This is a genomic window from Vibrio sp. 10N.222.47.A9 (assembly GCF_963872585.1).
Taxonomy (GTDB): domain Bacteria; phylum Pseudomonadota; class Gammaproteobacteria; order Enterobacterales; family Vibrionaceae; genus Vibrio; species Vibrio splendidus.
Genome location: NZ_CAWNBB010000052.1, coordinates 29,932 through 50,714, shown reverse-complemented (window position 1 = coordinate 50,714; position 20,783 = coordinate 29,932). Strand labels below are relative to the sequence as shown.

Here is a 20,783-nt window from a genome sequence, read left to right as displayed (position 1 = left end):
CCGTAACATAATTTGCACAATGCGCACTCTAAGTAGCATTAAACACGTTGACAATGTAAAGAGAAACATACATCATTTGATAACAGTTGAAATGATTGAATGATTAGATGATTGTGGAGCTCAGCGCTAACTTTGCCCCACATAAGTTTTGAATGTTAACCTATCAAATGATTGATAAGCTCAAGAGCTTTACCTAATAAATCTATGATAATTAACACTATTTCTAAGTATTTCATCTTTACCTCTGAGTTTTAGAGTAACCCTACTAGCTGTGGAATTTTAGTATCTGGGTTAACTTGAAAAAAAAGCCACTTAATTGTGGTTTTTTGCGTTTCTACTTATAAAGTAGTGTTTGTATCATGGCATGCTTTTAAGTTACAGGCAAACGTGACGCGTTGGTTGACTTTTTGGTCTGAGACCAAGAACTTGAGTAGCTCTCTATTAGGTGGTGGTTATACAAATCAGACACCGACCGCAAGCGACGAGGATTAGCGAAACTAGCCCCGCAGGGATAAGGGCACTCGATACAGTTCTTGGGTATGGCTCCCCCAAATGCCCGAAAAGCAGCGAAGCGTTACTCCCTCTAAAGAAGATCACAAAACCTTCCTTTCATTTTGCCAGAATAGCTTTTTGGTACAGAGCACTCCCAATTTTCGATTCTATCGATAAACAAAAAATCTCGTTTTATTACTGTTCTCGACCTTGAGAGATGACGACGAGCGGAGCTAGCGTAGGAGGAAGAACGATAGGGAGAGTACACTATCTTTAATAGTGGACTCTTGTCTCAATATGAGATTTTTCACTCAAAAAAAATGACCTCAAAAGGTCATCTTCAAAATCTCAATCGGTCACCCGAAGGGTTGGGGTTCCTGTAACACCCCAACTAACTCCGGACATCCGGACTATTTCTCTTTATCTAGAACTTTAATGGCATGTTCTTTTGCTTTCTTTATTTCTTCTTCGCTAGCATCAAGTTGGCCATTCTCGATTACTTTTAATACTAACTTTGCATGACAAATTTCGTCTTCTCTTGCTTCAATATCAAAGAGCTCGAAAGGGTACTCTGATACCTGAGAAAGCATACGGATGAATCCTTCCGTATCATTAATATACTTATGCATACCTATTAGCATTTCTGTATGTGGCACATGCTGCATTAATATCCCAACGCGCCTAACAAAATCTAGAGGATCAATTTTCTGACTTTGAATGTCACCGCTGCAGATTTCTTTCTCTGAAATTTTGAGAATCTGACTTAGCTTTGAAACTTGGGTTGCTTTGGGTTCGGTAATATCTCTTTCCCACTTACTTACGGTTTGTACCGTCACTTTCATCTGTTCTGCAATATCTTCTTGTTTGATGTTTAATTCAATTCGTTTGTCTTTTAGAACGCTACCAACACTCATGTTTACGTAATCCATATCAAAACCCTATTTAAGTTTAAGTTTACACCTACTTTTATATGTCATATTATTCAGCCATACATTTATATCTGTGTACATACATAAAAGTGTTTGTATTGATTCTTGACAGGGTTTTCATTTGTTCTTTATTGACCAACTTTTCATGCAACAAGATCACCATGAGGGAAATCTTCCTCTTGTGGGGCGTCATGTTATCGAAAGGGTTGAATTAGAAACTGGTGAAAATCTTCCACCCACAGTTAACCAAAAAATATTAGAAGGCTCATACAGTACAAAGTTAACTATTCGATGTAATGGAACTCGCGTTCGAGTCGAGGGGAACCCGTCGCGCTGGCAACGTATGGACAACCTATTTGGATTGCAGACGCTTGATGAATGTGTAGCAATTTATAACCATATTTTAGCTTCGTATGACTTGCCTCCGTTTACTAAAAATACTCGCTTTGCTCACCGTCAATCGGCTGATGGTAAATCGTCTTCATTGATTGGTAATGGTGCTGAAATTACATCGATAGATTGGACTAGAAATTTAGCTGTAGGGAAGGGTAATGAACGCTCTTTTATTCGAGGTCTTTCTTCTATGCAAATTGGTCGAGGCCGAAAACCTAAGCTCTATCCTGATGGCAATACATGTAACTGGGGGGAAGGCTCTACGTGGATAATGGACAAGCTATATGCAAAATCGGTTGATTTACAGAGACATTTATTAAAAGACCAACGCAAAAAAGAAGGAGTATCACAAGAGGCATTAAATTACGTGAACAAGCTTATTGATTACTGCGAATCATTCGGTGTTGTTCGAGAAGAGCACAGTTTGAGACAGGCATTATTAAAACGACACGACTTACAATTTTACGGCATCACTACAGAACAAGACTTTTACAAACACTTACAAGATATTGAGAATGCTATGAAAACAACACACATATCACACGACGAGCATCAATCCTTTGCAGACCAACTTTTATCACTAGGCGTAGTTAAGAGCCGACAAGCAGCCAATGCAACGCAGAGTTACGCCATTATGTGGCAACACGGAACAAATTTAAGAAGTGTTTTAAAAGATAGTCAATTTTACGAACACAAAGCGCGCCTAAAAGCGATCGGTATCGATATCGGTCAACAATTCGATGTTAGTCGGATGTGTCCAACGCTTAAACGTTCTGAGGTTATCGAGGTTCAGCCACTTAAAATTCCGCCTTGGTACAAGATGCCAGTTGTAGCCGAAACCAATATTTTACCTTTCAAAGCCTACGCATAGGAAAAGCACCATGTTAAAAATCGAAGTATTCAAAGAAGACGTAAAAGTCACATCTAGAACCATGCCAGGGAAAGACGGAAAACCACCACGTACTATTTACGAACAAGACGCTTATGCATATCTACAAGGTCGTTTCCCAACGCTTACCAAGGTTCAACTGGAAGAAGGTCAACCACCTTATGAAGCCGGATTTTATACCTTTCATAGCTCTTCTTATATCGTTAATAACTTTGGCACTGTGGAGCTAAAGAAGTACGGAAAAATCATCACGCCTCTGGAGTTGGATTTATGATTTGGAATTTACCTAAGCGTACCATTCACTACAAAGGTGGACTGACTATGGTGAGCCGTGAGGATGACCCTAAATATCAGTGTACATCTTGCTACAAACCATTCTTTGAAGATGAGGTTTTCATTGGTGCATTTCTTTCAAAAATTGAGTGTCCTAATTGCCAATCAGCATTGAGAGTTCTTACAGAATCAGAACCACTCATTACCAAATAAAACAAAGCCCGTAACTGCTAGAACAGCTACGGGCTTCTATCACAATCAACTATACGAGAGTTAATTATGAGTTTCCAAGAGTACACGCTAACGGATGTTTCCGACAAGGTTAATGATCTTCACGATATGTCTCTTTTCTTAAATTCAGGTTCTTACACTGAAGAAATAGGCGACAAATTAACATTCCATATGATGGAAGAAATTGAGACGTTACAGAGCATGCTTAGTTTTATTCGAATCTATCCACAGATTCAGGCTCAAGAGCAGCTAGATAGCCCCCAGAAAGAGCTTACGCCTTAGTGCGTATTATGTACGTTATGTTAAATTGATTTTGGCGTTTATAAGGCAGGTATCTTTATGTGATGCCCTGCTTTTATTTGGTGTCGATATTCTCTGATTTATACTGTGTATTTAACCATATTGGCTATTTACCATAAAATACCTAATAACCAGTGATAATAATCTTCGATTTTACCCCTGGCATTAGTTAGAGCTTAACCGCCAGCAAATTTAACTTTGTAGCCTTTCTTTTCAAGATGCGCTTTGAGCTTGTCACGAGCGTCGCCTTGAATCTCGATGTTGCCATCTTTTACTGAGCCGCCGCAGCCACACACTTTTTTGAGTTCCGCTGCCATTAGTTTTAATGGTGCGTCATCTAGGTCTAAGCCCGTTACGATAGAAACGCCTTTGCCTTTACGGCCTTTGGTTTCTTTTTGGATTCGAACGATACCATCGCCTTTAGGACGTTGGACTTTCTCTTCTTCAGGTTTAATGCGACCTGTTTCTGTTGAATATACTAGGCTCATAAATTACTTCTTTTGTTGCTCTGCTTTTTGTTTTGCGAGTAAGTAAGCTTCTATATGACGCTGGATTGCAATCTTGCCGCCTTTGATAAGACGCCCGTTAAACATGCAATACCACGCGTTAGGCTCACCGGTGTCATTCTTGATCTGATAGCCGTTGAAGTTTTCAGTTAGGCCACCAGTTCCTCTCGACTTATTTAATGCAGTGAACTCTTTAGGGTCAATAATAGACGCCGTGTCAATCCACCAATCAATACTCTTCTTCACGGCAGCTAGGTTGCCCTGAATCACATTGTTTTTTAACTTAGCACGCCAAATGGTGTTATTCGCATCCATCGATTGCAGATGGACGCTACGGTAAATTGAATTAGCCATATCTATTAATCATCTTTTTGTTTTCACTGTATTAATCATAAGTATACTTATAATGATATCAAGCATAATATGGTAAAAACACCTGTCGAGGTACGGTAATTTGCGAAAAAAAGTCCCTATTTTAACCGACTCTGTGACAATTAATTCATTTGTTGAAAAATTGAACAGGCACGCGACAATTGAAATTATAGATGAGTTAACAGGATACCAGTACTCTCGTAACTCACTGCTGGGTATCTACAGTGATTGGAATCGCTACCATGCGTTCTGTGCTAAAAATCGTATCAACACACTCCCTGCCTCTATTACTGCTGTTCGTCGTTTTCTTGAGACTGAATCCAATGACAGAAAATACGCATCTTTAAAACGTTACACTGCAACACTTAGCTTGTTGCATACTGTGTTGAGCTTTGCCAACCCAATCAAACATAGACAAGTTCGTTTTGCCCTGCTCCACTTGCAAGCTCAAATGGCCGGCGACGCTAAGCAAACCAATGCCATGACATCTACACACCTCGCTGAGTTAAACACGTTACTTTCAAATGAAAAATCGAGCTTAAAAGAGATCAGAGATATCGCCATTTATAATGTGATGTTTGAGTGTGCTTTAAAACGATCAGAACTTAAGGCGTTATCAATGGGTAATGTCGAGTGCGTTGAAAATGATTACCAGATTACAGTAAAAGATTCAGTGTATCGGCTGTCGCAAGTAGCAAGTGATGCACTTCAGCGTTGGCTTTCGTTTACTGGGACCCAAGATGAGTTACCCGTGTTTCGTGCGATAGACAAGCATGAGAATATCAGCCTGCAACCTTTAGATGATTCGTCGATCTATAGGATATTAAGAAGTGCAAGCGACTTACTTCAACTCGCAGAAAACCACCATTTTTCAGGGAATTCGATTCGTGTGGGTGCCGCACAAGAGTTGTCAAAACAAGGTCTTAAGGTTAGAGAGATTCAGGATTTTGGTCGTTGGCTCAGCCCTGCAATGCCTGCGCAATATGTGGGTTATTCGGGGACGGCTGAGACTGAGAAGATGAAGTTTAAAGCACTGATCCCTTGGCAATAAGCTGACTATCTGTTGGCATTAAACCAATAGTTCCTTGGCTGTAAGCTGATGGCCTCTGTGTTGACAGTTAGCTTGTTTATAGACCGCGTGTTAATAGTTAGATTTTAATAGACAGCTAGCCAAAATCGGCGTGATCAATAGACGACTGGCTTTAAAAACAAAAAGCTTTGACTCTAAAAAAAAGCTCGGACTCTTAAAAAAATAGCGCCTTGGCGGGTAAGCTCAAGGCGCTATTTTTTATTTAGCCAGTGGTGTAAGACTCACTAAGATATTTTGGAAGAACTAAGAAATGCTCGTTCTCACACAGTTCTCTAGGAACTGGCTGAATTTGTGGCCATCATGTTCAACCATTTTAGGGAACATGGAAATTGGCGTCATACCTGGGAAGGTGTTGACTTCATTCAGGTAGATCTCGTTGTCTTGCGTTAAGAAGAAATCGATACGAGATAAGTGACGAAGCTTCATTTGGGTGAATACTTTGCGAGCACTGTCTGCAATTAACTCTAGTTGTTCGTCTGTTAAGTTATTTGCTTCAACTTCGGTAATTGAGTGGCTGTCTGAGCTGTATTTCTCTTCGTAAGAGTAAAATGCGCCATTAGGTGCAATCACCTCGCCCGGTTTGCTGATGTGTAGCTCACCATCGATTTCATAAGCGGCAACTTCGAGCTCTCTAGGCACAACTGATTTCTCAACCAGCACTTGATCAGAGAAGGTAAACGCCTTATTGATCGCTTCGCTTAAGTCTTCCACTTGGTTAACTTGGTAACAACCTACAGAAGAACCTTGACGAGCCGCCTTCACGAACACTTTGCCCCAATTTTCAAAAGCTTGAGTCGCTTGTGAATGAGCTTGGTCGTTGTTGTCTGATAAAAACAGATACGGCGTATTTGGGATGCCAAGTGCGTCGTACCAAAGCTTTGAAGTGATTTTGTTGAAGCTGTTGTTGCTCGCTTCAGAACCACAGCCTAAGTACGGAATCTTAGCCATTTCAAACAATGATTGAATGTCACCTGTTTCACCCGGGAAGCCGTGAATACAAGGCACAATGAAATCGACTTTAGATTCTAGGTTGTCGCCACGTAAGGTTTGATTGTTGATATCTAGATAAACCAATTCACCTGAATCAAGACACCAGCCTTCGTTTTTAATTTCAACTCTGACAACGTTAAAATCTGCAACGCTATTCAGTTGTTCAAAAAGGTAATTGGCTGAAACTAAAGATACTTCATGCTCTGAAGATCCACCGCCACAAAGTAGAAGGATGTTAATGGTGTTCATGGGTAAATTCGGTCCTTGAAACTAGGAATACTGACTTCAATGATAAACAAAAGTCGAAATAGGTACAGTGTTTTGAACGTTAAAATTGTGTTCGAAAGATCGAGCGATTAACTATTAAACAAAACTGCTGGTCTTAAAACAAAAGAAGGAGCATTTGCTCCCTCTTTCTGAATTAAAACTTAGTTCAACTTGTTAAGCGTTGGGTATTCAGAGTTCTTGATGTCATCAATACTCTTAACAAACGGCTTCAAGTTTTGGAAAGTGGCTGGCAGCGTTGAGATTGCCTTTTTAGCTTCTAAGCGCGTTGCGTAATCACCGTAAAGTACTGTGAACCACTTAGTGCCGTTAACCATTTTGTAGTTTTCCCAAACTGGTTGAGAAGTCGTAGGTAGCATTTTCACGAAAGAATCGACTTTACTCTGGCTGCCAACAGCAACTACTTGAACCGTGTAACCAAAGCGCTGGTTCATATCTTGTTGTTTCTTCGTTGGGCCTGTCACTACTGCAACTGGCTTAGCTTTAGTTGTTTGAGTGACTTTCTGCTCAACAGGTTCGGTTCTGATCACGTTAACAACGTTTTCTTCAACAACGCCTGTTTGCTCAGATTGAGATACAACTGGAGCTTCAACTTTTGCCGTTTTGTACTCTTCTTGATAACTATCTGAAGTTACATTTGTAACGTAGTCGTCCGATACACATGCAGCCAAGAGCAGTGGCAAAGTCACAATTGCAAATTTTTTCATGGAAAGCTCTATATCCTTAATAATAATTACTATAAATCATGCCGATACGTCGGTTTAGAATCAAGTTAACTTTGAGATTATACACCATTAGTGGGTGACCTATTTCACAAACTTTATGCAGTGTTTGCTTATTCATCTGAATTCGGTGAATTTGCCATCAACCCGTGAGTGAAAAGTAAGTTACGATGAACTTACGTGCATTGCTAGGATATGTCTATGAATCATCTTGATCCCCTCCTTAAACCCCGTTCAATCGCTGTTGTTGGTGCTTCTCAACGAGAAACGCGCGCGGGATATATCGTCATGAACAATTTGTTGCACGGGGATTTTAAAGGTGCGGTGATGCCCGTTACGCCAAAATATGACTCGGTGGCAGGCGTACTCTCATACAAGAACATTTTGTCACTGCCTATCGTGCCTGACCTTGCGATTCTCTGTACCAATGCAACCCGTAATGTGGCTATTTTTGAAGAGCTGGCCGAGAAAGGCATAGCCTCTGTCATCGTGCTTTCTTCCGACATGCAGCAACAAAGCGATAATGGCGAAACGTATGATGCACGATGCCTAGCGATTGCTAAAAAACACAACATTCGGGTGCTTGGCTCCAATAGCTTGGGGATTATTGTCCCTTGGTTAAATTTAAACGCCTCTTTTTCTCCGGTAACTGCGCTGCCAGGTAAAATCGCCTTTGTTTCTCAGTCGGCTGCAGTGTGTACCACGATTCTCGATTGGGCGAACGACAAAGAGATTGGCTTCTCAGCGTTTATCTCGATAGGCAATGGCAGTGACATTGAATTCTCGGAACTCTTGGATTATCTGAGTACCGATTCTCACACCGAAGCGATATTGCTTTATGTCGATAGCATTACTGATGCGAGACGCTTTATCTCTGCAGCGCGTGCAGCGTCACGCAACCGACGAATTCTAGTGCTCAAAGGCGGGCGAACAGCGAAAGGCCGAGCAGCGGCCATGGCACATACCGGTGGTGCTGATACCTTAGACATTATCTATGACTCTGCGATCCGACGCAGCGGTATGTTGCGAGTTAAGAACTTACATGAACTGTTTGCTGCGGTAGAGACACTAACTCATTCAGTGCCCTTGCGTGGCGAGCGCTTGGCTATTGTTACCAATGGTGGCGGCCCTGCAATTATGGCCGTGGACACCCTATTTGACCGCGGCGGTAAGCTCGCAGAATTATCTGAAGATACGCTCGATAAACTCAGTAAGGTTTTGCCATCGAGTTGGTCTCATAGCAACCCTATCGACATTGTTGGCGATGCCGGCGATCAACGCTATATCGACACCATAAACATCTTGCTCGATGGCGATGAAGCGGATGCCATTCTTATCATGCACAGCCCTTCTGCGGTCGCACATTCAGCCAAAACAGCAGAGCGAATTATTGAAGCGATTAAAAAGCATCCTCGCCACAAGCGCTTTAATATCTTAACGAATTGGTCTGGGGAGTTAACCGCTAGACCAGCGAGAAAGCTGTTTACGGAAGCGGGTTTCCCAACTTATCGAACGCCTGAAAGTTCAGTGGTCGCATTCATGCACTTGGTCGAGTACAGACGCAACCAACGTCAGTTAATGGAAACGCCGACCACGGCAGAAAAAGTGCACATTGAAGACTTGGCAGATGCAAAAAATTGGATAGAACGCCAACTACTGGATAAAGATACAGTTAGTCTTGATACTCACCAAAATAGTCAATTTTTCAAGCACTTCAATCTTGATGTGTTGCCAACTTGGATTGCTTCCGACCCAAGTGAAGCGGTGCACATTGCTGAAACGATCGGTTACCCGGTCGCCGTAAAACTTCGCTCACCAGACATTGCGCATAAGTCGGATGTTCAAGGTGTGATGCTCAATTTACGAAACAGTAGTGAAGTCGCGAATGCCGCTCAGGCAATTCTCGATCGATCTCAATTGTCGTTCCCTACTGCTCATATCCATGGCTTGTTGATTCAAGGTATGGCCAAGCTTGCAGGCGGCCAAGAACTGCGAGTTAAGGTTACAACGGACGAAACCTTTGGCCCTATCATTTTACTTGGCCAAGGTGGCTCTGAGTGGGATGAATCGATTGATGCCGCGGCTGCTTTCCCACCGCTTAACATGACACTGGCGCGTTACTTGATCATTAGGGCGATAAAAAGTGGCAAGATTCGCCTGCAAAAACTGCCTAACCCGATCGACATTGAAGGGCTCTCTGAGTTGCTGGTTCGTATATCGCAAATGGTAGTGGATTGCCCTGAAATACATGATTTGGATATCCATCCTGTACTGGCCAATGGTGACAAGTTCACGATATTAGATGCCGATATCATCTTGAAAGCGTACGAAGGCGATCCACAAGAACGTCTTGCGATTCGCCCTTATCCGGTCGAACTTGAAGAGAATATCGTACTCAAGGACGGCACCGAAGTGTTGCTACGCCCTATTCTTCCTGAAGATGAACCGCTTCATGCCGATTTTATTAATCGCGTCTCTAAAGAGGATCTGTATAAGCGTTTCTTTAGTGATGTTGGAGAATTCAACCATGAGGCATTAGCGAATTTTACTCAGATTGATTTTGATAGAGAAATCGCGTTTGTGGTGGTTCGCAAGGAAAAAGATGTGCCTGCGATTATTGGTGTATCGAGAGCGCTAATTAACCCAGAGAACACCGATGCCGAGTTCGCGATTCTGATACGTTCCGATCTGAAAGGTGTCGGCTTAGGTCGTATTCTTATGACTAAGGTTATCGATTACTGCCGTGCGAAGCAGACTAAACAGATGTCGGGCATGACGATGCCAACGAATAGAGGAATGCTGACACTAGCCCAAAAGCTCGGCTTCGAGCTAGATATCAGTTTTGAAGATGGTACTGCAGATATGGTGTTACCGTTACTTTAACGCCCATGTCTTTTTAAGATGTTGGATACACCAAGACTTGGCGTCGCCCATTTTGTTGCGTCGCCAAGCCATGACGATATCGATCGGCTGTGGTTCTGTCCCCGAAATCTGCTGTAGAACGCCAGATTCAATCAGCGGCTTAGCAATACTACTCGGCAAGGTGCCAATCCCTAATCCAGTAGTTAGAGCCTCTACCTTTGCAGGGAAGCTTGTTACGGTTAAACGAGGTTGTTTCTCTAGAATGTTGCGACTCAACGCTGGTTGGTCGCGTGCAGTGTCTGCAATTGCAATGACCCTGTAACTTTCCCTCGCTTTTTGATTGAACTCGCCAGAACGTTTATGAACGTAGTGGTTTGATGCCGCGACCCATACCATTTCCATCTTACCAATGATGTCACTTTTCATATCGTTTGGAATCGTGTCGAGCTTGGGACATACCAACAAATCGGCTCGGCCATCTGTCAGGGATTCCCAACATCCGGCTAAGATCTCTTCTTGTAAGCGAACACGTGTTTTGCTGATTTTCCCGAGTTCGTCGACCAGCGGGAAGAAATTGGCAATAGGAATGATGCCATCAAAGGCAATGGTTAAATCTAGCTCCCAGCCATTAGCAAGAATACTCGCATCATTAACGAGTTGTTCAGTGGCACCAAGAATGATTCTACCTTGCTCTAATATTAACTGCCCCGCTTCCGTGAAATTTGCACGGTGGCCTGAGCGATCAAAAATCATGATATCTAAGTCTTGCTCTAACTTCTGGATTTGATAACTCAATGAAGAAGGCGCTCGGTCCAGTTCATTTGCTGCAGCTGCGAAACTCCCACGACGATCAATGGCATCTAGTATATGTAGTGCTTCAAGTGTTATTGGGCTATGCATCAGTATCCAACTTTATAAATGAGATGTTTATCACAGAAATGGAAGTATTCACCAGCTAAATATCACAATTAAAGCTTTTAAAATACAATAAGTTATACGGTATTAATGGAGTTTTAACTGATAAAACCACCCACAAAGTGAAATGCAAATGGTAGTAATTATCATTTAGATCCAATATTGTCTCTCGTAAATCAAGATAAGACTATGGAATTAAGGTAACTATCAGATGTATAAGCAATCCCTACTCTCTGCTTCAATCGTTTTAGCGCTTTCATCAACATCAGCCTTTGCTGAAGATTATGCCCTATTTGACGAGGTTGTTGTATCTTCGACTCGTACTAATCAACAACTTGAAGATGTTGCTGCATCGGTAACTGTGATTAACGATAAAGATATCGAAAAAAACATGGTAACGGATGTGAACGATTTATTTAAGTACACACCAGGTGTCACGGTCACTACGAATTCTCGTCAGGGGATTCAAGGTATCAATATTCGTGGTATGGAAGGTAACCGAGTAAAGGTTATCGTTGATGGAGTCTCACAAACTAGCCAATTTACTCCTAGTGGTACTCAGTCATATAACTTCATCAACTCTTCGCGTGTCGATGTTGATACGGATATGTTGAAGTCTGTTGAGATAGTTAAAGGTGCAGCTTCGTCTCTTTACGGCTCAGACGCTATTGGTGGTATTGCTGCGTTTGAAACAAAAGACCCAAGTGACTTTTTAAAAGGCAAAGATTTCGGGGGCCACGCGAAGTTCAACTACTCTTCATCTGATAACACATTTAGCGAATCCGTTGCCTTAGCGAATCGTATTGGCGATCTTGAAACGTTAGTTGCTTATACTCGCAGGGATGGTGAGCAAACTGAAAACTTCGGTACACCTGATGAACAAGATACTCAGAACAACAACTTGTTGGTTAAGCTTCAATATCAATTAAACGAACAACACCGTTTAGAGTTTTCTGGTAACTTCATTGAGAATTCAGGTGATACCGATTTAGATAGCTCAAGCTACACCGGTTACACTGGCGAAGATTCGACTAGCCAACAGCAAATTGGTATCAAACATATTTGGGATGCTAACTTAGCGTTTGCCGACACCGTTACTTGGCAAGCTGACTGGCTGAGCAAAGAAGAAAACGGTATAACTAATCGTACATCTAAGGGTGGTAGTATGTTCTTACCGCCAGCTGGCAACGTTCAGAAAAAGGACTATATCTACGAAGATGAAGGCTATCAGCTTGATGTGCAATTCGATAAGTTCTTCATGACAGGTAATGTAGAAAATTACTTTATCTATGGTGCTTCATATTCGGACAAAGATATTAAAAACGTTAATAACGAATATAACTCAATTAGTGCAGACCAAGTTATCTTCTATATTCCTTCAGCATCAGAAAGAAAGTATGGATTCTTTGCACAAAATGAAATGACGATCGGAAATTGGATGATGACTCCGGGGGTTCGTTTTGACGGCTTTGAAACTGATCCAGGTGATACAAGCCAAAACCCAAGTGGGAACCCTGAAGAGTCTTATGCAAAATATTCTGACTCAGCTGTAACTGGACGCTTAGGTACAACTTACACGCTTAATGACGAAAATAAGATCTTCGGTCAAATCAGCCAAGGCTTCAGAGCTCCTGATTTCCAAGAGCTTTACTATTCATTTGGTAATCCTGCTCACGGTTATGTTAATGCCCCTAACCCAGACTTAGAAGCTGAAGAAAGTATTTCATACGAGCTAGGTTGGCGTCACAACACAAATTATTCATCAAGCGAAATCGCTATCTTCTACAGCGACTACGATAATTTTATTGATAACGTAGCTGTTAGTGGTTCAGCCACACCTGCCGATCCAACAGTATATAAAAATGTAAATATTGATGAAGCCGTAATTAAAGGTATCGAGGCTTCAAACACGTTGTCTTGGAATAACTTCATGCCGGTACAAGGTGTGAGTACTCGTGTTGCAGCCACGTACACAGAAGGCGAAGACGGTGAAGGTAACCCTCTTAACAGCGTGAACCCTTGGAATGCTGTAGTTGGATTTAACTATGATGCTCCTTCAGCGTTATGGGGTACATCACTTAACATTAGTTATACAGCTGGCAAGAAGTCTAGTGATATAAATAGCGCGGGTCTAAAAGACGAAATTCTACCGACTGATTCTGCAACAGTAGTTGACCTAACTGCATACTACTTGCCGATGAAGGACCTTACGCTTAGAGCTGGTCTTTTCAACGTTACGGATGAAGAGTACTATTCGTGGAATGATGTTCGTGGATTCTCACAAGAAGATAAAGATTACACGCAAGCTGGTCGTAACTGGTCAGTCACAGCTAAATACGAATTCTAATTCGTTAGAACGCTGAACCATAGAAACGTATACAGCAGATACTAAAAAGCCAGCTTAATGCTGGCTTTTATTATTTCACTAAAAATTGTATCAAAAAGGGATAAAGTGAAATTACTTCTCTGCCATCTCTTTCTTAACCATTACTGCAGCAGCAATGATGAAAGTGATAATTAGGCCTAGTTCCATGATTAACTCCAAAGAAAATTAACATTAAACATATAATTCGCGAGCATGATAACAACAACCGATACAGAATGATACTTTTTAACCACCAATTCACTTTTTATTCGATTTAGATCAAAAAAGATGCCCTAAAGCATCTTTTTGTATATTAATCATTCATGAAACGACTAGATCAGCCAGGGAAACCATTAGGATTCGTTGACTGCCAACGCCATGTATCTTCCGTCATTTCAGTCAATGTACGCGTCGCATTCCAGCCCAGCTCTTTTTGAGCTTTAGCAGGGTCTGCCCAACATTCTGCAATATCACCTGGGCGACGATCGACCAGTTTATAAGGGACTTGTTTACCGCTCGCTTTCTCGAACGCTTTAACCATATCTAATACACTTGAACCATTACCAGTGCCAAGGTTATAGATATGAAGACCGTCTTTACGCCCTACTTTTTCAAGCGCTGCGATGTGGCCATCAGACAGATCCATGACGTGGATGTAATCACGAACACCAGTCCCATCTTTTGTTGGATAATCGCTACCAAATACCGATAGGAATTCACGGCGGCCCACGGCTACTTGAGAGACAAATGGCATTAGGTTATTTGGAATACCTTGCGGGTCTTCACCTAGCTCACCACTTGGGTGTGAACCTACTGGGTTAAAGTAACGCAGCAGTGTAATGCTCCAATCTGGATTGGCTTTTTGGAAATCGGTTAAGCACTCTTCAACCATTAGCTTACTACGACCGTAAGGATTGGTTGCGCTTGTTGGAAAATCTTCTGTGATAGGCACACTCGCAGGATCGCCGTAGACCGTTGCTGAAGAGCTGAATACTAAGGTTTTTACACCAGCGTCACGCATTGCATCAACAAGGACTAACGTGCCGTTCACGTTATTGTCATAGTATTCAAGAGGCTTAGCCACAGATTCACCAACCGCCTTTAGGCCAGCGAAATGAATAACGGCTTCAATGTTGTGTTGCTTCATGGTTTCAGTCAAAAGCGCTTTATCACGAACGTCACCTTCAATGAAATTAGGGCGAACACCGGATACTTTTTCGATACGCTCTAGAACGCTTGGTTTACTGTTATACAAGCTATCAAAAAGTACAGGTGTCATTCCTGCGTTGATCATCTGGATACTTGTATGGCTACCGATGTAACCCATGCCACCTGTAACTAAAACATTCATGCTTAGCAGACCTTTTAATTAAAAATATTCAACCTATCACTTATGATACAACAACTTAGGTAGAGGTCACAAACGCCTACGGCTATTAACTATCACGAGAGAACACAAATTGACCTTTTCCTTTGCGTTTTGCTTGGTACATCGCCTCATCGGCAACCTTTAGGATCACGTCTATATCACGCTCTGAACCATCAACTAAGTGTATGCCCAAGCTCGCTCCAACATGAAGCGAACGCTGTTTATGGGTCACTTCTTGCCCGATCAGGTCCAACAGTCGCTCCGCTAACTTTGCTAACAAGACTTTGTTGGTCTGTTTAATAATAAGAACAAATTCATCCCCCGACAAACGTGCTACCAAATCTCCTGCACGAACTTGAGATAGCAACCGGCTCGATACTTCTTTGAGGATTTCGTCGCCCGCATCGTGTCCATAGTTATCGTTAACGTGTTTAAAGCCATCGAGATCCAAGTAGATAACCGCAAAATGCTGATTAGAATAATGGCTAGATGTGACTACATCATCCATCACCTTATACAGCTGAGCTCTGTTGGCCAAACCCGTTAATGCGTCGTGATGAGCCAAGTGTTCAAGCCTTTCCATCTCTTTGACATTAGATAAATCAGACAGTGTGAGTACCATATCAAACTCGTCTTTCTCGTTGTCTGACGAAACTCGATTCACTTTTACAAACATTGGAACCAAAGTGCCAGATGCACTCTTCTCCCATACCTCGCCTTGCCACTGCCCATAATTTTCCAATGAACTGCGAATTGTCGGCATTAGGGATGAAAACTGTTGCCAAGAAAAAACGTCAAATGGTGTTTTGCCCACCAGCAGATCGGCGTGATAACCGAGAAGTTGAGTGACCGCTGGATTAACCATGGTAATTACGTTGGATGAATTCAGTACGATTAAGCCGTCTTTGCTGTTCTCAAAAACACCCGCAGCTATACGCTGGCGACTCATGGCCGTTTCTATCCCCGTGACATCTTGGATTGCATAAAGAATACGACCGTGCTTTGACAACGAACGGCTGCTCACACGAAGCCAGCGTTTTGAGTTAAAGAGATCGGTGGTTTCGAGTAGTTCGTCATTCAGCTCAATATTGGCGTCGATAACCTCTTGTAAGAACCCAGTTTGCTTTGTCGCGATCAACTCTTGGATCAATAAATTTTCAAGAAACGCTTCGGTACACTTGAAAATGTCACGAGTGGCAGCGTTCGCATGAACGATGAACCCTTTTTCATCGGCTACCAACAACGAGTGCTGAACAGTTTCAATTACCTCATTCGCAAACGACTTTTCTTCTTGTAGTTTATCTAGCGTAAAGTTGATTTGGTTGTCACGATGTTGAAGTCTTTCGAGCATGGTATTAAAAGCTCGAACCAGATCCCCTATCTCATCGTGGTTAGTTGCGACTAATTTTGGTTGTTCTGAACGACGTTCAACAAAAGCTTGCATCGCCTCATTAAGGTCAAACATTGGATCGATAATCAAGCGTTGAACCAATTTGACCAATCCCCCGCCCAAGAGCACCAGAAACAGCAGGTAGACGGCCGCAACCTTGAAAATATTCGTTAAGATCGTATTAAACGTCTCTTTTGATATTGTCACTCTCAAGTTAGCGATCACAGCGTCATCCAGCGTCACCGGAACAAGCAAAAAGATGAAATTCTCGGAGATGGCAAATTGGTGATCCGCGATGTCATTTAATTCATCTGTATTCGGCCTTGGAACCAGCGTATTACTGACTTGATAACTCGTAAAAAGCTGTTCATTAATGTCATAGAGCTTCACCCTGACGATATCTTTATCCGCAACGAAGGCTGACAAAATCTCCTGAGCCGAAGATTTATCCTCAAATAGAATCGCAGCTTGTAGGTTATAAGCAACACCTTGTGCCAACACTTTAACTCGCTGAATAAGACTCTCTTTCTCTCGCTCAAAAGTGACAGTGTAATTAACTGATTGAATCGTCACAAAAGTAACTGCGATGAAGATGACAATCGGTAATATCAGCTTGTTTTTAATCGATAAATTATTAATGAAAGACAACATTATTGGCCCTCCACTATAGCGATTCGTGACAGGTTTGAGCCGATGACGTATTCACCGCGTCTTGTATTCACTAAGTTGATCTTAGGCTTTAGCTTATTATCGATGTGCGTTAGCTCAATGACTCCTCCCATGTCCGTAAAGTTTGGGATATCGCTAATCGTCACAGTATGTGGTGAGTGGGCTTTACGGCTAAATTCATCATTATCTAGATCAGATAGGTAAGTGATATCACACTTAGGAGTCACCAATTGATGTACTTGAATAGCGAGAGAACGAATAGATTTTCCTTGTGTAATCGACGTCAGTGCTTTGCTTACCTTCTCATCGCCAATCACACAGAAGTTAACCGTATTCATGGTGCTCTCGTCGTTCCAACGAATAAAGTTGGCAATTCTAAAAAGGTACACCGCCTTCACTTCATAAGGCTTGAAACTAGCCGCCGATGTATTCAAAGGCATAATAAACATCGCTAAAGTGGCAAGGCTGAGTTTAGTAAAACCGAGCTTAATACGGTACTTAAGCCACTTAGAATTCATGAGAGACCCTCACATATACAGACTCTTGGTTGACACAAATCTCGGTAAGTTTTTGTGTCACTTTTGAAGCCGTTTCCATTTCAACATCTAACATAGACAACTCTTCAAGGCTCATTGACATGAGTTGGTCTAAAGAGTTTTCTTGAGCAGCTACAAAAACAGGTGTCGTTAATGCTAGTCCTAAGCAAACCTGGCGCGATATCATGTGCTCACCTAATATACAGATAGATATTAATCCTTTAATCAATAGTTCAACTATATATAAAATGCCATACTGGTAAATCTACGGTGTCGAAAGTTTGAGTTAGGTCACTGTTTATTTATGGTATTTATAAGACCGTCATTACTTACCTCAACGTAAAGGATTAGCACCACGTGACAACGAAGATTTTGCTTAATTGCGACATGGGAGAAAGTTTCGGCAATTGGAAGATGGGCGATGATGAGTCGGTCATGGAATGGGTCGATATGGCAAACATCGCTTGTGGCTTTCACGCGTCTGATCCGCACGTTATGTCCAAAACCATAAAACTAGCGCAGCACTATCACACCCAAATCGGTGCTCACCCTGGTTATCAAGATTTGGTTGGGTTTGGTCGCCGTTCTATTCCTCATACCATGGACGAGATCAGTGAGCTGGTTTGCTATCAAGTCGGTGCACTACAAGCCCTTTGCCGATATCACCATGCATCTGTTGGCTATGTGAAACCTCATGGCGCCCTTTACAACGATATGATGGCGAACATTGATGTGTTTAATGCCGTTGCCCAAGCCGTCGCTGAATTTAACATCCCCTTAATGATCCTCTCTTCGTCAGACAATCAGCAGTATTTAGATATTGCTGACGATCATGACTTACCCCTCTTGTTTGAAGCGTTTGCCGATCGTGCATACTTGAATAATGGGCAGTTATCGCCGCGAACTCAAAAAGGCTCGGTTTACGTTAATCAGGACGACATCTACAACCAAGTCATGCAAATCATTAACTACGGTTCGGTCACGACCATTGAAGGTGAAAGACTGCCTATTGAAGCCGATACCATTTGTGTTCATGGTGATAACCCCCAATCCATCGCATTAATTAGAAAAATCAGACAAGACCTCAATGCTTTTAACTAATATGAAGCGCGTGATTGGTATGGCGCATGGCCTTATTACTCGCCTAACCGAGCATCTAACCAATTGCTCGTAAGGTCTAATCGCTTTGTATTGGTTTAGACACGGATGTTAAAAACGCCAAATACGCAAATAAAAGGCAGTAAGTAAATCAAAGGCAAACAAACGTATGGAAACGAAATGACGACGAATCAAATTGAGTTCAATATAGCGCCAGTCGCAGAATGCAGCGTTTTGGTGACCTTGACGCTATCGCCTTCAAATAATCAATCTAGCACTCAATATGCGCAGTACATGGCTCACTTTTCTGATGCCATTCGCCAAAACTTAGCGTCGGTGTTGATGAATGTGACGCCGGCTTACCAAACAATATTGGTCGATTACCTACCTTATAGAATTTCAGAACATCAGCTCATGGAACAACTCAACTCTTTGTTGAGTCATGCTATTTCGTCCTTCTCTAGTGTTAGTAAAACGCGTAACACTATCGAGCTTCCCGCTTATTACTCACCAGAAACAGCACTCGACTTAGACCGATATCAAGCCAAAGGCATGTCGCTGGATGAGATCATTCAACATCACACCTCACAGACTTACAGCGTCAGTGCCATTGGGTTTACGCCTGGCTTTGCGTTTATGTCTGATGTGGTCAACGAGCTTGCTTTGCCTCGTCATTCAACCCCACGTTTAAGTGTACCGAAAGGCAGCATCGCCATCGCGGATACGAAAACGGCGGTGTATCCTTCGGACTCACCGGGCGGTTGGAATATTATTGGCAATTGCCCACTCGCACTGTTTGATCACAGCCAATTGAAGAACGCTGATACCACACAAACGCCGCTGTCTCTACTTAATGTTGGTGATGCGGTCCGTTTCATCGCGATTTCAAAACAAGAATTTGTAGAGCTTAGGCTTATGGAGATTAGTGGAGATGTCGCTAATGGTTAATACAATCGCTAAACCAACACTAACAGTGATTAAACCCGGCCCGTTGAGTTTGATTCAAGATTTCGGACGATTTGGTGTTGCTCATCTTGGATTAACACAAGGTGGTCCTGTTGATGATTACTCGTATAGCTGGGCCAATCACCTGCTCGGAAACCCAGTCAACCAAGCGGCGTTGGAAATCACGCTTGGGCAATGTGCGTTACGAATCGATTTTGATTGCGAAATGGCGTTATGTGGTGGCGATTTACAAGCGAAGCTCGATGGCAAACCACAGTCGAACTGGCGTACTTTTCAAGCTTTCGCAGGGCAAGTTCTCTCATTTGGTTTACCTAAAAATGGTCTAAGGGCGTATTTAGCCGTTAAGGGTGGCTTCGATGTCCCATCAACTCTTGATAGCTGTTCTACGGTGACTCGTGAAAAGATTGGTGGATTAACGCAAGATGGAGAGCCATGTCAACAAGGGCAACAAATTGCGTTTACCCAACACAAACTCTCTCGCCCGTTTAAAGCGTTGAGTGTCACTTTCCGGTACACGCCTAATTACAACCTACCAGTGAACCTGCGAGTGATTGAAGGCTATCAAAGCGAGCTGTTCTCCGAGTCAGCAAAAGAGACTTTGTATAACGCACAGTATCACGTTGATCAAAATTCAAATCGCATGGGCTATCGACTGAGTGGTGAATCGGTTGATTCACCTGATATTCCGCTATTGTCAGAAGGCATTGCCTTGGGTGCGATTCAAATCCCCCAAGATGGGCAACCTATCGTATTGCTTAATGACAGACAGACCATTGGTGGCTATCCGAAGATTGGATGTGTCGCCAGAATCGATTTGCCACGCTTAGCACAAGCCAAACCTGGACATGAGGTCTCGTTTAGTAAAGGCGATCGCTTAGGATTACAAGATGTATGGTGCCAATGGGCTCAGTTTTTCGGCTATTAGTTTTTGCTCTGTAGCTATGTAACTCTGTAGTTATGTCGCTATGTCGCAAAGAATCTAAGAATCTAAGAATCTAAGAATCTAAGAACCTTGAAAGAGTTAGCCAGAAAGGTTTCGTTTGCAAGATGTAGTTCAGGCAATTGACAAGATACAGGCAGGCGTTTCAGTTAAAGGTTCGGCTTACCTGTCAAAGTAAGCCGAATTGAAGATGTGATTATG

Annotated in this window: 20 protein-coding genes; 10 read left to right on the top strand and 10 right to left on the bottom strand. The window is 42.4% G+C overall.

All coding sequences use genetic code 11. The features are described 5' to 3' along the window. Positions 1 to 902 precede the first annotated feature (902 nt). A complete protein-coding gene (locus tag AACT19_RS16950) occupies positions 903 to 1,421 on the bottom strand; it encodes a helix-turn-helix domain-containing protein (protein WP_076647607.1) in 519 nt (172 codons plus the stop codon). Positions 1,422 to 1,542: 121 nt separating this feature from the next. Here AACT19_RS16950 and AACT19_RS16945 point away from each other — a divergent pair, with 121 nt between their 5' ends. From AACT19_RS16945 to AACT19_RS16930, 4 genes are all read left to right on the top strand, one after another. Beyond that, complete coding sequence (locus AACT19_RS16945; RefSeq protein WP_076647604.1) at positions 1,543 to 2,685, top strand: phage/plasmid replication protein, II/X family; 1,143 nt, start codon at positions 1,543 to 1,545, stop codon at positions 2,683 to 2,685. Between the two features lie 10 nt (positions 2,686 to 2,695). Further along, complete coding sequence (locus AACT19_RS16940; RefSeq protein ID WP_076647601.1) at positions 2,696 to 2,977, top strand: single-stranded DNA-binding protein; 282 nt, start codon at positions 2,696 to 2,698, stop codon at positions 2,975 to 2,977. After that, a complete protein-coding gene (locus AACT19_RS16935; protein WP_032499644.1) occupies positions 2,974 to 3,189 on the top strand; it encodes a hypothetical protein in 216 nt (71 codons plus the stop codon). Before AACT19_RS16940 ends, AACT19_RS16935 begins: the two co-directional genes overlap by 4 nt. 66 nt (positions 3,190 to 3,255) lie before the next feature. Then, a complete protein-coding gene (locus tag AACT19_RS16930; protein ID WP_076647598.1) occupies positions 3,256 to 3,489 on the top strand; it encodes an RstC protein in 234 nt (77 codons plus the stop codon). Positions 3,490 to 3,683: 194 nt separating this feature from the next. Here AACT19_RS16930 and yciH read toward each other — a convergent pair whose 3' ends face one another. Together yciH and AACT19_RS16920 are read right to left on the bottom strand one after the other, a co-directional pair. Beyond that, entirely contained in the window at positions 3,684 to 3,995 is a 312-nt protein-coding gene (gene yciH, locus AACT19_RS16925) for a stress response translation initiation inhibitor YciH (protein ID WP_009845368.1), read from the bottom strand. A 3-nt stretch (positions 3,996 to 3,998) separates the two neighbouring features. After that, on the bottom strand, positions 3,999 to 4,367 hold the full coding sequence (locus AACT19_RS16920; RefSeq protein WP_004730993.1) for a DUF3319 domain-containing protein: 369 nt from the start codon (positions 4,365 to 4,367) through the stop codon (positions 3,999 to 4,001). 100 nt (positions 4,368 to 4,467) lie between these two features. On the opposite strand from AACT19_RS16920, the gene AACT19_RS16915 reads away from it, so the two are divergent. Then, the gene (locus AACT19_RS16915; RefSeq protein ID WP_076647594.1) at positions 4,468 to 5,436 is read left to right on the top strand and encodes a tyrosine-type recombinase/integrase; all 969 of its coding nucleotides are present in this window, start codon (positions 4,468 to 4,470) and stop codon (positions 5,434 to 5,436) included. 282 nt (positions 5,437 to 5,718) lie between these two features. On the opposite strand, the gene AACT19_RS16910 is transcribed toward AACT19_RS16915, so the two are convergent. Beyond that, positions 5,719 to 6,714, bottom strand: a complete 996-nt coding sequence (locus tag AACT19_RS16910) for a D-alanine--D-alanine ligase (protein ID WP_076647591.1) — start codon at positions 6,712 to 6,714, stop codon at positions 5,719 to 5,721. Between the two features lie 179 nt (positions 6,715 to 6,893). Further along, positions 6,894 to 7,457, bottom strand: coding sequence for an SPOR domain-containing protein (locus tag AACT19_RS16905; protein ID WP_076647588.1), 564 nt, complete (start codon positions 7,455 to 7,457; stop codon positions 6,894 to 6,896). Positions 7,458 to 7,673: 216 nt separating this feature from the next. Between AACT19_RS16905 and AACT19_RS16900 the strand changes: the two genes are divergently transcribed. After that, entirely contained in the window at positions 7,674 to 10,355 is a 2,682-nt protein-coding gene (locus AACT19_RS16900; protein WP_076647585.1) for a bifunctional acetate--CoA ligase family protein/GNAT family N-acetyltransferase, read from the top strand. On the opposite strand, the gene AACT19_RS16895 is transcribed toward AACT19_RS16900, so the two are convergent. After that, on the bottom strand, positions 10,347 to 11,234 hold the full coding sequence (locus tag AACT19_RS16895) for a LysR family transcriptional regulator (RefSeq protein ID WP_076647582.1): 888 nt from the start codon (positions 11,232 to 11,234) through the stop codon (positions 10,347 to 10,349). The genes AACT19_RS16900 and AACT19_RS16895 overlap by 9 nt on opposite strands. A 226-nt stretch (positions 11,235 to 11,460) precedes the next feature. Between AACT19_RS16895 and AACT19_RS16890 the strand changes: the two genes are divergently transcribed. Further along, positions 11,461 to 13,596 carry a TonB-dependent hemoglobin/transferrin/lactoferrin family receptor gene (locus AACT19_RS16890; protein ID WP_076647579.1) on the top strand — a complete coding sequence of 712 codons (2,136 nt, stop codon included), beginning with the start codon at positions 11,461 to 11,463 and terminating at the stop codon, positions 13,594 to 13,596. A 355-nt stretch (positions 13,597 to 13,951) separates the two neighbouring features. On the opposite strand, the gene galE is transcribed toward AACT19_RS16890, so the two are convergent. The 4 genes from galE to AACT19_RS16870 form a co-directional block, all read right to left on the bottom strand. Further along, complete coding sequence (gene galE / locus AACT19_RS16885; RefSeq protein ID WP_017079232.1) at positions 13,952 to 14,965, bottom strand: UDP-glucose 4-epimerase GalE; 1,014 nt, start codon at positions 14,963 to 14,965, stop codon at positions 13,952 to 13,954. Positions 14,966 to 15,050: 85 nt separating this feature from the next. Then, positions 15,051 to 17,024, bottom strand: a complete 1,974-nt coding sequence (locus AACT19_RS16880; protein ID WP_076647576.1) for a diguanylate cyclase domain-containing protein — start codon at positions 17,022 to 17,024, stop codon at positions 15,051 to 15,053. Continuing rightward, the gene (locus AACT19_RS16875; RefSeq protein WP_076647573.1) at positions 17,024 to 17,560 is read right to left on the bottom strand and encodes a YfiR family protein; all 537 of its coding nucleotides are present in this window, start codon (positions 17,558 to 17,560) and stop codon (positions 17,024 to 17,026) included. Before AACT19_RS16875 ends, AACT19_RS16880 begins: the two co-directional genes overlap by 1 nt. Further along, complete coding sequence (locus AACT19_RS16870; RefSeq protein ID WP_065681473.1) at positions 17,550 to 17,765, bottom strand: hypothetical protein; 216 nt, start codon at positions 17,763 to 17,765, stop codon at positions 17,550 to 17,552. The genes AACT19_RS16875 and AACT19_RS16870 overlap by 11 nt, the downstream gene beginning before the upstream one ends. A gap of 170 nt (positions 17,766 to 17,935) precedes the next feature. Between AACT19_RS16870 and AACT19_RS16865 the strand changes: the two genes are divergently transcribed. The 3 genes from AACT19_RS16865 to AACT19_RS16855 all read left to right on the top strand — a co-directional run bounded on the left by AACT19_RS16865 (position 17,936) and on the right by AACT19_RS16855 (position 20,567). Continuing rightward, complete coding sequence (locus tag AACT19_RS16865) at positions 17,936 to 18,679, top strand: 5-oxoprolinase subunit PxpA (RefSeq protein ID WP_017064591.1); 744 nt, start codon at positions 17,936 to 17,938, stop codon at positions 18,677 to 18,679. A 177-nt stretch (positions 18,680 to 18,856) separates the two neighbouring features. Then, positions 18,857 to 19,624, top strand: coding sequence for a 5-oxoprolinase subunit B family protein (locus AACT19_RS16860; RefSeq protein ID WP_076647571.1), 768 nt, complete (start codon positions 18,857 to 18,859; stop codon positions 19,622 to 19,624). Further along, positions 19,617 to 20,567, top strand: a complete 951-nt coding sequence (locus AACT19_RS16855; protein ID WP_026012243.1) for a 5-oxoprolinase subunit C family protein — start codon at positions 19,617 to 19,619, stop codon at positions 20,565 to 20,567. Before AACT19_RS16860 ends, AACT19_RS16855 begins: the two co-directional genes overlap by 8 nt. The last annotated feature ends 216 nt before the right edge of the window (positions 20,568 to 20,783 follow it).

What these genes read in the sequence shown, in the direction of transcription:
- AACT19_RS16905 (WP_076647588.1), bottom strand. Translation starts at nt 7,457, where the DNA reads ATGAAAAAATTTGCAATTGTGACTTTGCCACTGCTCTTGGCTGCATGT.
- AACT19_RS16950 (WP_076647607.1), bottom strand. Translation starts at nt 1,421, where the DNA reads ATGGATTACGTAAACATGAGTGTTGGTAGCGTTCTAAAAGACAAACGA.
- AACT19_RS16890 (WP_076647579.1), top strand. Translation starts at nt 11,461, where the DNA reads ATGTATAAGCAATCCCTACTCTCTGCTTCAATCGTTTTAGCGCTTTCA.
- AACT19_RS16895 (WP_076647582.1), bottom strand. Translation starts at nt 11,234, where the DNA reads ATGCATAGCCCAATAACACTTGAAGCACTACATATACTAGATGCCATT.
- AACT19_RS16910 (WP_076647591.1), bottom strand. Translation starts at nt 6,714, where the DNA reads ATGAACACCATTAACATCCTTCTACTTTGTGGCGGTGGATCTTCAGAG.
- AACT19_RS16880 (WP_076647576.1), bottom strand. Translation starts at nt 17,024, where the DNA reads ATGTTGTCTTTCATTAATAATTTATCGATTAAAAACAAGCTGATATTA.
- galE (WP_017079232.1), bottom strand. Translation starts at nt 14,965, where the DNA reads ATGAATGTTTTAGTTACAGGTGGCATGGGTTACATCGGTAGCCATACA.
- AACT19_RS16920 (WP_004730993.1), bottom strand. Translation starts at nt 4,367, where the DNA reads ATGGCTAATTCAATTTACCGTAGCGTCCATCTGCAATCGATGGATGCG.
- AACT19_RS16870 (WP_065681473.1), bottom strand. Translation starts at nt 17,765, where the DNA reads ATGATATCGCGCCAGGTTTGCTTAGGACTAGCATTAACGACACCTGTT.
- AACT19_RS16875 (WP_076647573.1), bottom strand. Translation starts at nt 17,560, where the DNA reads ATGAATTCTAAGTGGCTTAAGTACCGTATTAAGCTCGGTTTTACTAAA.
- yciH (WP_009845368.1), bottom strand. Translation starts at nt 3,995, where the DNA reads ATGAGCCTAGTATATTCAACAGAAACAGGTCGCATTAAACCTGAAGAA.
- AACT19_RS16935 (WP_032499644.1), top strand. Translation starts at nt 2,974, where the DNA reads ATGATTTGGAATTTACCTAAGCGTACCATTCACTACAAAGGTGGACTG.
- AACT19_RS16855 (WP_026012243.1), top strand. Translation starts at nt 19,617, where the DNA reads ATGGTTAATACAATCGCTAAACCAACACTAACAGTGATTAAACCCGGC.
- AACT19_RS16860 (WP_076647571.1), top strand. Translation starts at nt 18,857, where the DNA reads ATGACGACGAATCAAATTGAGTTCAATATAGCGCCAGTCGCAGAATGC.
- AACT19_RS16930 (WP_076647598.1), top strand. Translation starts at nt 3,256, where the DNA reads ATGAGTTTCCAAGAGTACACGCTAACGGATGTTTCCGACAAGGTTAAT.
- AACT19_RS16940 (WP_076647601.1), top strand. Translation starts at nt 2,696, where the DNA reads ATGTTAAAAATCGAAGTATTCAAAGAAGACGTAAAAGTCACATCTAGA.
- AACT19_RS16900 (WP_076647585.1), top strand. Translation starts at nt 7,674, where the DNA reads ATGAATCATCTTGATCCCCTCCTTAAACCCCGTTCAATCGCTGTTGTT.